Origin of the sequence: Rhizobium oryzicola (assembly GCF_030504645.1) — a bacterium.
Classification (GTDB): domain Bacteria; phylum Pseudomonadota; class Alphaproteobacteria; order Rhizobiales; family Rhizobiaceae; genus Neorhizobium; species Neorhizobium oryzicola.
Genome location: NZ_JAUKWQ010000005.1, coordinates 144,945 through 158,079 on the forward strand (window position 1 = coordinate 144,945; position 13,135 = coordinate 158,079).

The 13,135-nt window shown below is 58.8% G+C and carries 15 protein-coding genes; 10 read left to right on the forward strand and 5 right to left on the reverse strand.

Annotated elements, in window-relative coordinates:
- Window positions 1-93: 93 nt before the first annotated feature.
- Both yidD and Q2T52_RS16655 read right to left on the reverse strand, forming a co-directional pair.
- Window positions 94-471: a membrane protein insertion efficiency factor YidD gene (gene yidD, locus Q2T52_RS16650; RefSeq protein ID WP_302077916.1), complete on the reverse strand. Its 378-nt coding sequence runs from the start codon at window positions 469-471 to the stop codon at window positions 94-96.
- A gap of 5 nt (window positions 472-476) precedes the next feature.
- Window positions 477-920 (reverse strand): iron-sulfur cluster assembly scaffold protein, encoded by a 444-nt coding sequence (locus Q2T52_RS16655; RefSeq protein ID WP_302077917.1) that lies wholly within the window; start codon window positions 918-920, stop codon window positions 477-479.
- Window positions 921-1,198: 278 nt separating this feature from the next.
- Between Q2T52_RS16655 and folE the strand changes: the two genes are divergently transcribed.
- The 3 genes from folE to Q2T52_RS16670 all read left to right on the forward strand — a co-directional run bounded on the left by folE (window position 1,199) and on the right by Q2T52_RS16670 (window position 3,352).
- Window positions 1,199-1,807, forward strand: coding sequence for a GTP cyclohydrolase I FolE (gene folE / locus Q2T52_RS16660; protein WP_302077918.1), 609 nt, complete (start codon window positions 1,199-1,201; stop codon window positions 1,805-1,807).
- Between the two features lie 30 nt (window positions 1,808-1,837).
- A complete protein-coding gene (hisI, locus tag Q2T52_RS16665; RefSeq protein WP_302077919.1) occupies window positions 1,838-2,290 on the forward strand; it encodes a phosphoribosyl-AMP cyclohydrolase in 453 nt (150 codons plus the stop codon).
- A 105-nt stretch (window positions 2,291-2,395) separates the two neighbouring features.
- On the forward strand, window positions 2,396-3,352 hold the full coding sequence (locus Q2T52_RS16670; RefSeq protein WP_302077920.1) for a patatin-like phospholipase family protein: 957 nt from the start codon (window positions 2,396-2,398) through the stop codon (window positions 3,350-3,352).
- A gap of 40 nt (window positions 3,353-3,392) precedes the next feature.
- Here the strand turns inward: Q2T52_RS16670 and Q2T52_RS16675 are convergent, their stop codons facing one another.
- Both Q2T52_RS16675 and Q2T52_RS16680 read right to left on the reverse strand, forming a co-directional pair.
- Entirely contained in the window at window positions 3,393-3,827 is a 435-nt protein-coding gene (locus tag Q2T52_RS16675; RefSeq protein ID WP_302077921.1) for a CBS domain-containing protein, read from the reverse strand.
- 408 nt (window positions 3,828-4,235) lie between these two features.
- Entirely contained in the window at window positions 4,236-5,039 is an 804-nt protein-coding gene (locus Q2T52_RS16680; protein ID WP_302077922.1) for a rhomboid family intramembrane serine protease, read from the reverse strand.
- Between the two features lie 203 nt (window positions 5,040-5,242).
- Here Q2T52_RS16680 and Q2T52_RS16685 point away from each other — a divergent pair, with 203 nt between their 5' ends.
- The 7 genes from Q2T52_RS16685 to Q2T52_RS16715 all read left to right on the forward strand — a co-directional run bounded on the left by Q2T52_RS16685 (window position 5,243) and on the right by Q2T52_RS16715 (window position 12,630).
- A complete protein-coding gene (locus Q2T52_RS16685) occupies window positions 5,243-7,156 on the forward strand; it encodes an acid phosphatase (protein ID WP_302077923.1) in 1,914 nt (637 codons plus the stop codon).
- Window positions 7,157-7,301: 145 nt separating this feature from the next.
- Window positions 7,302-7,886 (forward strand): PAS domain-containing protein, encoded by a 585-nt coding sequence (locus tag Q2T52_RS16690; RefSeq protein WP_302077924.1) that lies wholly within the window; start codon window positions 7,302-7,304, stop codon window positions 7,884-7,886.
- Between the two features lie 71 nt (window positions 7,887-7,957).
- Window positions 7,958-8,572, forward strand: coding sequence for a PilZ domain-containing protein (locus tag Q2T52_RS16695; RefSeq protein ID WP_302077925.1), 615 nt, complete (start codon window positions 7,958-7,960; stop codon window positions 8,570-8,572).
- 603 nt (window positions 8,573-9,175) lie between these two features.
- Window positions 9,176-9,790 carry a transglutaminase-like cysteine peptidase gene (locus tag Q2T52_RS16700; RefSeq protein ID WP_302077926.1) on the forward strand — a complete coding sequence of 205 codons (615 nt, stop codon included), beginning with the start codon at window positions 9,176-9,178 and terminating at the stop codon, window positions 9,788-9,790.
- 102 nt (window positions 9,791-9,892) lie between these two features.
- Window positions 9,893-10,642 (forward strand): hypothetical protein, encoded by a 750-nt coding sequence (locus Q2T52_RS16705; protein ID WP_302077927.1) that lies wholly within the window; start codon window positions 9,893-9,895, stop codon window positions 10,640-10,642.
- A gap of 222 nt (window positions 10,643-10,864) precedes the next feature.
- Complete coding sequence (locus tag Q2T52_RS16710; protein WP_302078160.1) at window positions 10,865-12,271, forward strand: D-alanyl-D-alanine carboxypeptidase; 1,407 nt, start codon at window positions 10,865-10,867, stop codon at window positions 12,269-12,271.
- A gap of 89 nt (window positions 12,272-12,360) precedes the next feature.
- Complete coding sequence (locus Q2T52_RS16715; protein WP_436799548.1) at window positions 12,361-12,630, forward strand: hypothetical protein; 270 nt, start codon at window positions 12,361-12,363, stop codon at window positions 12,628-12,630.
- Window positions 12,631-12,663: 33 nt separating this feature from the next.
- Here the strand turns inward: Q2T52_RS16715 and Q2T52_RS16720 are convergent, their stop codons facing one another.
- On the reverse strand, window positions 12,664-13,101 hold the full coding sequence (locus tag Q2T52_RS16720) for a DUF1489 family protein (protein ID WP_302077928.1): 438 nt from the start codon (window positions 13,099-13,101) through the stop codon (window positions 12,664-12,666).
- Window positions 13,102-13,135: the final 34 nt, after the last annotated feature.

Below are 13,135 nucleotides of genomic sequence, written 5' to 3' on the forward strand. Positions count from 1 at the left end.
GACGCAAATTAGGACGCGCATGCGCCAAAACGGGATGCGCCCGGGGTAAATTTCGAAACGAGATTAACAGGGGGTTGATCAGGTTTTCCGTCGTTAGCGATTGATGGCAGCCGACGATTGCGAACGATAGCGCCAAGGCGTCAACCACTTCTGGTAAGGCTGCAGCGCTTCGGGGACCGGGTCGAGGCCGGATGAACCAAAGGGACCGCAGCGAACGAACCGCCATGCAGTCATCCAGCCACCAAACCACAAGCCGTGGCGAGCGACGGCTTCATAACCGAATTCGGAACAAGTTGGGATGTGCCGGCAGGAATTGCCGATGAAGCCCGACAACGTCAATTGATAGAGTCGGATCAGCCCCATGCCAAACAGCCGACCGGGGGTCTTCTGGAACGGACCGGCATAATTGCGGCCACGCTTGCGAGGACGTTCGTCCTCGTCGTCATCCAGCATGTTGCAGTGCTGGCACATGGCAATCAGCTCGCCATGGCCGGGCTGCGGGCATCGATCTGATCGAGACAATCGACCACCGCATCGAAGGTCAGCATGGTGGAGGCGTGGCGCGCCTTGTAATCCTTCACCGGCTTTAGCACCCGCATCTCGTCGAAGCGACCGGTCGGTCCCTCGCCATCCTGCTTCAGCATGGCGAGCATCTCGTCGCGCGCCTGGCGGATTTCCGCTGCCGTCGCACCGACCACATGCCGTGCCATGACGGACGAAGCGGCCTGCCCCAGAGCACAGGCGCGGACCTGATGGGCGAAATCCGTCACGATGCCATTGTCGACCTTGAGGTACACTCTCACTTTGGATCCACAGAGCTTGGAGTGCTTTTCACTGGATGCATCCGCATCCTCAAGCGTGCCGGAGCGTTCGATGTTGCCGGCCAGTTCCAGGATGCGGCTATTGTAGATGTCGTCCATGATCGGTTCTTTCGAGCGAGACCGGCTGCCTGTAAGCGATTGAGAACGGTCCGTCTTCATATACGGACTGGTGAACCGGCCGAGACTAACTATATGATAGCGCGTCCCTTGCCGATCAAGGAAGAAAGATTTGCCGGAAACTGCTTCGAAAGCAGGACGGATTATCTTGTAAAAAAAGATCCGGCAGGCCAGATAGCGCGTAAGGACCGGTCGGCAAGGCAATCAGCCAGATCGGTTCTCGGTCAGGTGCGGCCTTGAACCGCATCAGGAGTCAAAACATGGACGCCATTGTGAAGAATTTCCCCGCCGGGCAACCGCAGGCACGGCCTTCCCAACAGGAGGCTGAAGAAGCTGTTCGCACCCTGCTGCGCTGGGCAGGCGACGATCCGACCCGCGAAGGTTTGCTCGATACGCCAAAGCGCGTCGCCAAATCCTATCGTGAGCTTTTTGCCGGCTATGATCAGGAGCCGGAAGATATTCTCGGCCGCACCTTTGAAGAGGTTGGTGGCTTTGATGACATGGTGCTGGTGAAGGATATTCCATTCTTCTCTCACTGCGAACACCACATGGTGCCGATCATCGGCAAGGCGCATGTTGCCTATCTGCCGAAGGGCCGCGTGCTGGGTCTTTCCAAGATCGCACGCCTTGTCGAAGTGTTCGGTCGCCGCCTGCAGACGCAGGAAACGATGACGGCACAGATCGCCAACTCCATACAGGACGTGCTTCAGCCGCGCGGCGTCGCCGTTATGATCGAGGCTGAGCATCTCTGCATGGCAATGCGCGGCATCCAGAAGCAGGGCTCGACGACGCTCACCACGACCTTTACGGCCGACTTCAAGGACAATGCCGCAGAACAGGCTCGCTTCCTCACCCTGATCCGGCGCTGAGCCGGGTCAAAGTTCGCTCTAGGCATTTCAATGACGATCGAATTTCAGGCTGCCCCATCGGACAAGACTGCATTGGAAGAGCGCGGTCCCTTCACGCCCCGTTTCGACGAAGCGGGGCTGGTGACGGCCGTTGTCACAGACGCTTCTGACGGCCAGCTTTTGATGGTCGCTCATATGAATGCCGAGGCCTTGGCTCTGACCATCGAGACCGGTATCGCCCACTATTACAGCCGCTCGCGCGCCAAAATCTGGAAGAAGGGCGAGACTTCGGGCAATCTGCAGACAGTCACTGAACTGCTGACCGATTGCGACCAGGATGCGGTTTGGCTGAAAGTATCGGTTGGCGGCCATGCCGCCAGCTGCCACACCGGTCGGCGTTCCTGCTTTTATCGTGCCGTATCCCTGCTGGACGGACAGGCCCACCTTGAAGTGGTGGATGACGAGCGCCATTTTGATCCCACGCAGGTTTATAGCGGTTCCTGATCCAAACCATCTGCTGCGTTGATTGCCGTTTTCCGGCGCAACGAAATCGAAACCTCTCAAGGGTCTAATGAATTCTGGTCTGTTCAGCCAGGAGGAGGGTGGCAGATGCTGAATTGGAATTGGCCCAAACATGATCCGCAGACGGCGCCGGCTGATGCTGGTGGATCAACAACGGCGGCAAAGCCCCAACACCCGGTAAAGCCTCGAAAGGCAAAGCTCGCTCTCGCACTTGGAGGTGGAGCTGCACGTGGCTGGGCGCATATCGGTGTGTTGCGAGCCCTGGAGGAAGAGGGCATTGAGGTCGGCATGATCGCCGGAACGTCGATCGGCGCGCTCGTCGGTGGGTGCTATCTGGCAGGCAAGCTGGACGAACTGGAGACCTTCGCCCGGTCGTTGACGATGCGACGCATCGCAGGCCTTCTGGATCTGACGATCGGCGGTGGCGGTCTGCTGGGCGGCATGCGTCTCACCAAGCGGATGCAGGAGCACCTGGAAGATATGGCGATCGAGGACCTCGATCGTCCCTTCGTTGCCGTGGCCACGGAACTTCACAGTGGCCATGAAGTGTGGATCACCAGCGGATCGCTGATCACGGGGTTGCGCGCATCTTACGCCCTTCCCGGCATCTTCGAGCCGGTTCGATGCAACAATCGGACGCTGGTGGATGGAGCGCTGGTCAATCCCGTGCCGACATCCGTCTGTCGAGCTTATGAGCAGCCCCTGGTGGCTGCCGTAAACCTCAACTACGATGTCTTTGGGCGCTCAGCCGTCGTGAAGCACAATGCGAGCGTTCAACCTGTCGTCACAGGCCAGCATACCCACGTCAAGGAAGCGCGGATTGGCATGCCTAGTGTGATGGTTCAGGCCTTTAACATCATCCAGGAGCGCATCTCGCGCGCCAGACTTGCGGGTGATCCGCCCGATATCGCGCTGCATCCCCGCGTCGGCGATATTGGCCTGTCAGAGTTTCACCGGGCCGGCGAAGCGATTGATCGCGGCTACCAGGAGGTCAAGAACCGGATCGCCGATCTGAAGCGGGTGCAGGAGGTCTTTGCGGGCTGATCGCGATCGCGCCGCTCACCTCCCCTGCACCCCTCAAGCGTCAACCGGCGATATAGGCCTTGATGTGTTCCGCCTCCATCTCGATCTCGCGGATACGCGATTTCACGACGTCACCGATCGAGATGATCCCGACCAGCTTTCCACCGTCTTCGACGGGCACGTGACGGAAGCGGCCAGCGCTCATGATTTCCATCAACTCGTTGGCGGTTGTGTCCTCGCGGCAGCGGGTCACATTTGTCGTCATGGCGTATGATACGGGCTTGTCCAGCACATCGGCGCCTTCTCGCGCAATGGCTTTCACGAGATCACGTTCGGTGAAAATGCCGGCAATCCGGTTTTCGAGGCTCGTGACGACCACAGCACCAATGCCATGGGTATTGAGAATATCCGCCACCTCTTTCAGCGTCTTGTCCCGCGTGATGGAGACGACGTTGCGACCTTTGGCGTCAAGCATGTTCTTCACTGACAAAGACATCAATTCCTCCCATTGACGAACTGCAGTTTCCGCCTCGACTCAAAGCCCCTCCCCGGGCCTGACGATAGCGGAACATGATGGTGCGCCTTCGACCATTTAAATGCAACAGAAATGCCGGATGCCCTCCTGGGCCAGAGCGACCGCACACGCAGTGCTTGCTTTCAATCGATTCACGTGGTCAAGTCCGCCTGCTGTCGCGAAGAGGAGCGCGACGCAATTTCACCACGTCAACTGGAGGAGTGTGACGATGATCGTATTCGGATTCTGTCTTGCGTTTGCCCTTGGGGCCGGAAGTATCGCCTATTTCCGGTGGCGCGATACGCGCTGACCGATAATCAGCCGGCAGCGCCGCGCTTCAACCACTGGAATGCGACGCTTTCAAAACGGATCAGTCGGCAGGCTTCGCAGTCATGCCGGCCGTTCACCGGCCACAGGATCGAACAGGCCAAACAGCAGATAGCCGAAGACGAAACCGCCAACATGAGCATCCCAAGCGATAGGACCGGAATCCGCACCCACCAATGGGATACCCACCGCGATCAGGATATTTCCAAGGAACCAGAGGATGGTGAAGATCAGCACGGTGCGATTGCGCATGGCGCCGATGATCGTCTGGCGCGGCAGGCGATGAACTTCACTTCCCCCAAGCGAAAAGCGACCGGATGGGAAGGCAAAGCGGCAGGCCGCTGCCATGAGAGCGGAAATAACTCCGGATGCCCCGATCAGGATCGTCTCTTCTCCCCAGTTCAATCCGGCATGGAAAAAGGCAGCGGCAGCAGCGGACAGCGCCCAGAATACGATGAAGCGCGATGCGCCGATGCGACGAAGCACTGGGGCGCCGAAGGCTGCCAACCACAACCCGTTGAACAACAGATGTTCTATGCTTCCGTGCAGCAGCGAATAGGTTACCGGCGTCCACAGCCATTCCAGCCCCTGATCCGCCAATGGGTAGACGTAGCGCAGCGGGGTAAAGGCCATTTCGAACAGCAGCAACGATCGCATGCTGGACGACAGCACGTACTGGTCGAGGACAAAAAGCACGACCAGCAAGGCAAGGATGAGGGTCAGCAGCGGCGGCAAATTCAACGCGGGCTGTCGCGGCCGATCTGGCGGCCCTGTTTCAGCAGGCGCAGCTGCGGGCGGCACAGGTGCATCGGAGGCACGGTGTCCGCCGTCATCATTGGTCCACGGGCCTTTCGGCGACTCATCCATGCGTCTTACGTCCTTACGCCACTCGGTCAGAGATATAACAGGAAGTCACCACAGGAAAAGGAGCGCCGCTACACAACTGCGTGGGACAAGCCCGTGCGAGAGAATTGTAAGAAAACTGACGCATGCCTGAACTATGAGGACCGGGAACGGACGCGATCCGAGCCGTCTTCAATTTTAACAGCTGAACATTTGGACAAGAACCAATGATCTTTCGCAGTTCAACTGCTCTTTACACCGTCATCCTGGTTGCCTCTCTCCAGGCGCCCGCCTTTGCCGACACCCTTGTGCTTCCGCCTGCGCCTGCCGGCTTAGGAAAGGTTGATACGGCGCCCGCACCCACCGGTGTCGTGGCCTATGTCGATGCGGGCGGCACTAACCAGCGCGGTGATGCGTGCCTTGCGACATTGGAAGCAAATGCGGGCGTGCGCCTCCTGTCGGGCTTCCTCGATCTCTGGACGCCCCGATCCGCATTCGTAGATGCGGATCAGGATGCACCTGCCAAGGACAATTGCCCGGCAGTGGTGAAATCCGATTGGGATGGCATTCCGGGCAGCGCCACGGACGGCAAGAAGAAACTGCCTGAAGTGCACGACGCCAATATTGCATACTCCGTGAAGGTCACCCGTGCGCAGACGCCGGAACTGGACCGCGAAGCCTACCTCGATGATCGCCGCGGCAAGAATGTCAGCATCGTGGATGGCCTCGGCCCACTGGCGGATGTGTGGCGCAAGGGTGCACGTCAGACCACCACGATCACCGACATGCCTGCCGATGCCGTCAAGGTGAAGTACGATGACAAGGGCAACAACCGCGGCGTCGGCTCCAAGGAGAATCCCGATCTCGGCAAGGCTGTTGATCTGTTCGATGCTGGCAGCGACAACGGTTCGACCGAACCGGCCAAGCGCTATTACAAGTATGCCCGCCCCTACCGCGCCAGCGCCGATGTCCGCGTTGTGCCGCAGTTGGAGCCCGCCAAGAGCGACAAGCCTGCCAGCGACGGCGGCTTTCCGAGCGGCCATACGGCTGAAGGCTGGCGTGATGCGCTCGTGATGGCTTATCTCGTTCCGCAGCGCTATCAGGAGATGGTGACCCGCGCGGCCCTGATGGGTGAGAACCGCATCCGTGCCGGCATGCACCAGACTTTCGATGTTCTGGGCGGCCGCGTGCAGGCGCTGGCAGTCGTTGCCTATAACCTGAACCGGGAAAAATACGCTGGTCTGAAGGTGGAAGCTTTTGGGCAGGCGCAGTCCTATCTTTCGAAGGAGACTGCGAACGGCGACTTGAACAAGCTGTTCGTGCTCGCTCATGCGAGTGACAAGACCAAGGATCGCTTTGCCGACTGGAAGGAAAACAAAGCCTTCTTCGAGCCGCGCATGACCTATGGCCACCGCCAAATCGGCAAGACTGATGTTGCGCCCGTCGTGCCGAAGGGTGCCGAGGTGCTGCTGGAAACCCGCCTGCCCTATCTTTCTGCAGAACAGCGCCGTGTGGTTCTCAAGACGACGGAGATTGCGTCCGGCTACCCGATCATCAGCGATGCTGAAGGCTGGGGTCGTCTGAATCTGTTCGATGCCGCTGACGGCTACGGTGCCTTCGATGGCGACGTCGCGGTCAGCATGGACGCATCCAAGGGCGGCTTCAACGCTGCGGACACGTGGAAGAACGATATCGAGGGTGCCGGCAAATTGACCAAGCAAGGCTCGGGCAGTCTTGCACTCAGCGGCACCAACAGCTTTAGCGGCGGCGTCGTCGTCGAAAATGGCGCGCTGGTGGCGCAGTCCGATACGGCATTCGGCAAAGGCGATGTCTATCTCGCCGGCGGCAAGGCCGTTGTCGAGGCCAAGTCGCTCGCGATTGGCGGCAACCTGACGGTTCGCAAGAATGCTGGTCTTCAACTGTCGCTCAATGGGGGCGTATCAGTTGCGAAGTCCGTCGCAATCGAAGGCGGCAAACTCGTTCTCACCCTCGCTGATGGCCAGAAGCCGAAGGCAGGTGATGAGATCAAGCTCATCCAGGCCGGCACCTTCAACGGCAAGTTCGACGAGATTGTTCTTGAGGGCTTCAAGCTGACGCCGGTCTACGGCCAGAACGGCCTCTCCGTTCGTATCGAAGGCTAATCCTCATGCCAGCGGCTCGCCGAAGGGCGGGCCGTATTCCCCTTGCATTACTAACACCTAACACACTTGGCACGATATTCGCTCCGTATGCGGAACCGGAGGCAGCAAGCCCGTTTTCCGGCTCGAAACGAGACGAATGGTTCCAATGCAGAACGACCGCAGTTACGAAATATTCACTTATTGGGACAGTCTCAGGAGGGGTGGGGCGGCGCCGTTCCGAAGCGCCGTGCAGCCTTCGGCGCTTGGCAAAACACTGCCTGACCTTTTTATCCTGAAGGCGGAAGGACCCTATTTGCGGTTCCGGCTGGCCGGTACGCGCATGTGCGATCGGCTGGGTGGAGAATTGCGGGGCAGCCTTTTCGACGATCTCTGGGAGATCAAGTCCGCCGATACGGCAGCGGAGGCGGTGCTGGCGGCTCTCCGAACCGAGCGTGCGATGATTGCCTCTGTGATTGGGACGGATATCGAAGGTATCGAGACGGCATTTGAGATGCTTTTCCTGCCCTTGAAATCCTCGAACCTTTTGACGGAGAGAATCCTGGGAAGCTTCCTGCCGTCTGACAAACAGCAGATGAGGGGGACGATCTGTACTCTGCGGATCATCGACTGGCGGCCTGTGCTGGAAAATGCCCGCCGTTCCTCTGCCTACTTGGCGCGGCAATCGGTCATTCAGCGTCTTCTCTCTGCAGCTCTTGAGGGTAAAGCCAATCGCGCCGATCCCCTCAATTGAAAAGGTGTGCCGAACCTTATGTTAACTCCTCGGTAGTAGCTTTATTGGGCTTAGATCAGTGAAAGCTCAATATGTTCTCGTTTCAGCCAGCAACAGCGACCGCGTCTTCTGCCCAGGCAGCAGCACAGCGTGTTTTTCAGAGCGTGTCTGTGAACATGCCTGGACGGCTGATGCTTGCGAACCACGAGGAATATAGCTGCACCGTCACGGAAATGTCTCCGGGTGACGCACTGATGGTCTGCGAAGGTGCACCGGCTCTTCAGGAGCGCATCATTGCTTATATCGATCAGCTTGGGCGGATCGAGGGACATGTCCTGCAAAAGCGCCACGATGGCTTCCTGATGTCCATCAACGCGACGGACCGCAAGCGCGAAAAGCTTGCTGCCCAGTTGACCTGGTTGGCCAACCGCCATGAGCTCGGCCTGCCGGAAGACCGTCGTCACGACCGTCTCACGCCGCGCGTTACACGAGCGGAACTCACTCTTGAGGATGGGCGTCGCTATTCGTGCCGCCTGCTTGACCTGTCATTGTCCGGCGCCGCGGTGGATGTCGAGATGCGTCCCGACATCGGCACACCTGTCCGGCTCAACGAAATGCGTGGCCGCATCGTGCGTCATTTCGCAGAAGGTGTCGCGATCGAATTCGCCACCGTCCAGACCCGCGAGTCCCTCCGCGCCTTCCTTTGACGTCAGAGCGGTCGTTCGCACGCCACATCCCCCTTGACCTGCGGACCGCAGTTGTCCTCACGCCGTATTGGCCACCGGCTGCCGCAATCACGCAGCCCCGGAGCTGCGATCGTCATACCCGTCGCATGATGGAGGCGATGATCCTCCGCGAATCGCAGCCAAATTTAAGTAATCATTGACCATGCGATGGCGAAAGAGGGACACATTTCCCGTTCCGGCACAAAAAAATCCCCGGCTATTTTGTGTCTGGGACACCCGATTCGCAGGTGAAAACCCGTTCCGTCTGCCGCCCGTCACGACCTCGCGTGCTCTCCGCGGATAGGAAGGCCGACGCAGCGGAGCGACTCCGGTAGCGGTAGCCTGAAAAGAAAAGCCAGATCGGTCAGTCGCTTGGCATCCGATGCGAACAACTTGATCCGAATTTGATTCGCATTCGATACAATTGCCCATCGAATCTGATTCATATTCGCCAAAAATACGATGTGCATTTGAGGCTTGTTTTATCCGCAGTTGAATAAAACAAGCCTCTGATTTGACTATCGAATTTGGCGATCGAGCAAGCCGCTCGTGAGACTGTTTCCCCAACGAACAGGGAGAAACAGAATGCTTCACGCAAAGAAAATTGGCGCAGGTCTTGCTGGCCTCTTTATTGCGCTGGTGTCCTCGCAATCCGCTCTCGCCTTGCCTTCCAGCATGGTCGTCACCGGCAAAGCTAACCAGCCGATCGGCCATTACGAATTCTGCAAGAACTATCCCAGCGAATGCGTGCCGACCGGCCGTGACCCTGGTCCGCTTGCCCTGACCGAGGAGCGTTGGCGCAAAATCCTTGATGTGAACTACACCGTCAACACCACCATCAAACCCATGACCGACATGGAGCTTTATGGTGTGGAAGAAAAATGGGCCTACCCCACCACGGCCGGTGACTGCGAGGACTACGCACTGCTGAAGCGCAAGATGCTGATCGGCCAGGGTATCAGCCCATCAAACCTTTTGATGACGGTGGTCCTGCAGCCGAATGGCGAAGGTCATGCTGTGCTGACGGTCCGTACCGATCGCGGCGACTTCGTTCTCGACAATATGCGCAACAAGGTCATGCTCTGGAGCGAGACGGAATACACGTACCTGAAGCGTCAATCGAGCGACAATCCCGGCCAGTGGGTCAAGCTGCAGGACAGCCGCGGCACTGCCGTTGCCGTCGGCGCCGTCGGCAACTGATCTCCTCCATGACCTCCCCGTTTACCATTCGTTAACCACGAATATCCGAAGATGCTCTTGCCCGCGCCATCAGGTGCGGGCTTTCCTTTTTGGGGCAGCTTCATGCAGACGGATATGGCAGTCGGTTCCCACGAAGAGCAGCCGCTGATTTCGAACCGTGTTCTCTATCGCGTTACAGCGGCGATTGCCGGCATGGCAGCACTCACCTTTGCGATCAATGTGACCGCACGAACTTACGGCGGACAGCTTGCGCTTGGCGGTCATACGGATAGCACTCAGGAATATGCGATCACTATCGGATCAGACACCCTGAACCTGCCGGCCAATACGATTCGCTTCAGCGAACAACGGACGAATGGCCCGAGCGAGCAGACCAATCTCTACTTCGCATGGCCCGAAATGACCGGCTACAGTCCCGCCTTGCAGCGGAAATTTGACGATGTCGGAAATGCCGGATCGTTGATCTTTGTCCAACTGTCGGAAGCAACCATGTCGCGTGACATGTCCGGCAGACTGGAACCGATCTATAACAGGCTGTTCGAAGGCAAGCCGGAAACGGGACCATACGGACTGACACTGAATCGTCTGAAGCCCGATAGCGGCTATGGAGACGAGGTGATCTTTACCGCCCCACGACCAGGCACGACCAATTACGTGGTGCGTTGCATCATCCCCAAGAACACTGATGCTAACGGCAGTGGCGACTGCCAACGCGACATCCATCTGGGCTCCGGCCTCAGCGTCCTCTACCGATTCTCATACGCAAACCTGCGGGACTGGAACCAGTTGGATGGTGCCGTGACCCGGTTCATCACGAACCATCTCGTCTCCTCGACCAGCACAGGTGGCTAAAATGCGGCCGGATTCCCTAACAAGCCATTCATCATAAACCACTTGGTAACGCTAGTCGCATAGGGTGGCATGAACGGCGCTGCGGGGGCGCAGCCGGACAGAAAAACACGAAAGAACAAGTGAGTGAGTGCAGCCGTGCTGAATCAAGTCAACACGACCTCAAGCCCCAAGGGTGGCATTTCGATCTTCGGACGGGTCGTTGAATTCGTCTTTGCCGTCACCCTGTCATTCGCAGCAACGACAGAGATTGCGGACGCGAGAGCCAAGTCGGCAGGTATCGTTGTCGATGCCAAGACCGGCAAGGTTCTCTACAGCGAAGATCCGGATGGGCTTCGCTATCCTGCGTCCCTCACCAAGATGATGACTCTGTACCTCACCTTTGAGGCGCTTGAAGCAGGTCGTCTCAAACTCGATTCGCCGGTACCAGTTTCCGCCCATGCGGCGGCAGAACCTCCCTCGAAGCTCGGTGTGCGCCCAGGTGGCAGTGTTACGGTCGAGCAAGCCATCCTTGCTCTCGTAACGCGCTCTGCAAACGACATGGCGACGGCTCTCGCTGAAAAGATTGCCGGTAATGACGGTCGCTTTGCGCAGATGATGACTGCAAAAGCCCGCGCTCTCGGCATGACGCGCACGACCTATCGCAATGCCAACGGGCTGCCCAATACGGCACAGATGACGACGGCTCGCGATCAGGCTCGCCTTGGTATCGCGCTTCGCCAACACTTCCCGCAGTATTACGGCTACTTCTCCACCCGCTCCTTCCGTTTCGGCAAGCAGGTGATCGGCAATCATAACCGTCTCGTTGGCACTGTCCGCGGCGTCGACGGAATCAAGACCGGTTACACGAATGCCGCCGGCTTCAATCTGGTCACGTCGGCTCAGGCGGATGGGCGTTCCATCGTCGCCGTAGTTCTCGGCGGCACCAGCGGCGGCGCGCGTGATGCACAGATGCGTCGTCTGGTGGCGACCTATATGCCGAAGGCGTCCCAAGGTGCCGCAAGTCCTTTGATTGCGCAGACGCGCAGCCCTGCCCGCGTTGTCGCTGCAGCCGCTCCGGTTCCCGTGGAGCCCGCGCAGCCGGTGGCGGAAGCGCGCCAGACCGTTTCGAAGGATCTTCCCAATAGCGGTCCGGTACCGTCAGCACGCTACGACGAACGTCTTCCCGGTGCTTCCGCCTATGCGTCAGAGCCCAAACAGCGCGGTGCGGCGGATGCTATGAACGCAGCAATGGGTCGCCAGCCAACCCAGATGCGCGCTCCCGTGCCACCAGCTGCAATTCCCCAGAAGGTATCTGCGCTCGAAACGCAGGATACCGATTCTCTCACGACAGCATCGACCCGTCCGGCTAGCGCTTCGCAGACCGCTTCCAGTGATGCCCCGTCCAACGGCTGGGTTGTTCAGATTGGCGTTTCTCCGTCCAAGGACGGAGCCATGGATCTCCTGCAGAGTGCGCAGGAGAAAGGCGGACAGGTGCTGCGTTCCGCCAAACCTTTTGCAGTCGCCGTCAACACCAGTGGCAGCCAGATGTATCGCGCCCGGTTCGGTGGCTTTGATGACCAGAAGGCAGCGGTCAATGCCTGCAACACCCTGAAGAAGAAGGGCGTCCAGTGCTGGGCATCCCTCCAGTAAGTCTTACCCGGCCGTGTGCTTTGGCCGGGTCGCAGGTTTAATCCACCTGCACACGAGTTCCTCGATTTGTATTGCGTACGAGGTCAGTTATGGCGATGAACGAGAACAACACGGAGTTCACTCCGCCCTTTGGTGCCAAGGGGCGATTGAAAGCCGCAGCCCTTCACCCGCTCCATGAAGCCGCCATGCGGCTTGCGGGTCTCGGTGTTCCCCGCCAGAAGGACCGCACGCGCGATCTGGTGGCCATGTTGCTCAGCCATGGCGCGCGTGCCTGGCGCCATGCGCAGCCGGAAGCGCAGATCCACCTGCATGTCGCAACGCGCGCCGGTCGAGCGCCGGTTTATCTGCGATTGCGGTAAGACAAACAGTGATCGGCCCCGCGTGCCGATGCTTTACAGAAGCCCCAGCTCAGCCAATTCGCGGCGCAGGTGTTCCGGGATTTCGGTGATGTCTTCCCCGATTGAACCGAGATCGCGCGGAGCGTCCTCCGGCTTCAGGTAACGCCAGCCCTGGAATGGTCGCTTCGGCTGCGGTGCGGTCTCAATCACCTCAGGTCCGAGTATCAATTCGCAGCGGCCAATTCCGTCGCTACCCGTATAGGTCTTGATGTCGATGAGACTCTGACGCGCACTCACCTGCCCCTTGATCACCCAATAGAGCGAGCCGCCATCGAGCAATTCCTCGATCCGCTTGGGAACCATGCGGGTCGTGTGAACCGAATGCGGTTCAAGTCCTGCCGCCATCGCCGTCATGCAGCGATCCGCAACCCATTCCCTGAGATCCTGGATCGAATCCGCGCCGACGCAAAGTTTGATCAGATGTAGTGCCATGCCCGCATCAAGCGCCTTCTTTACCGAAGGTCAA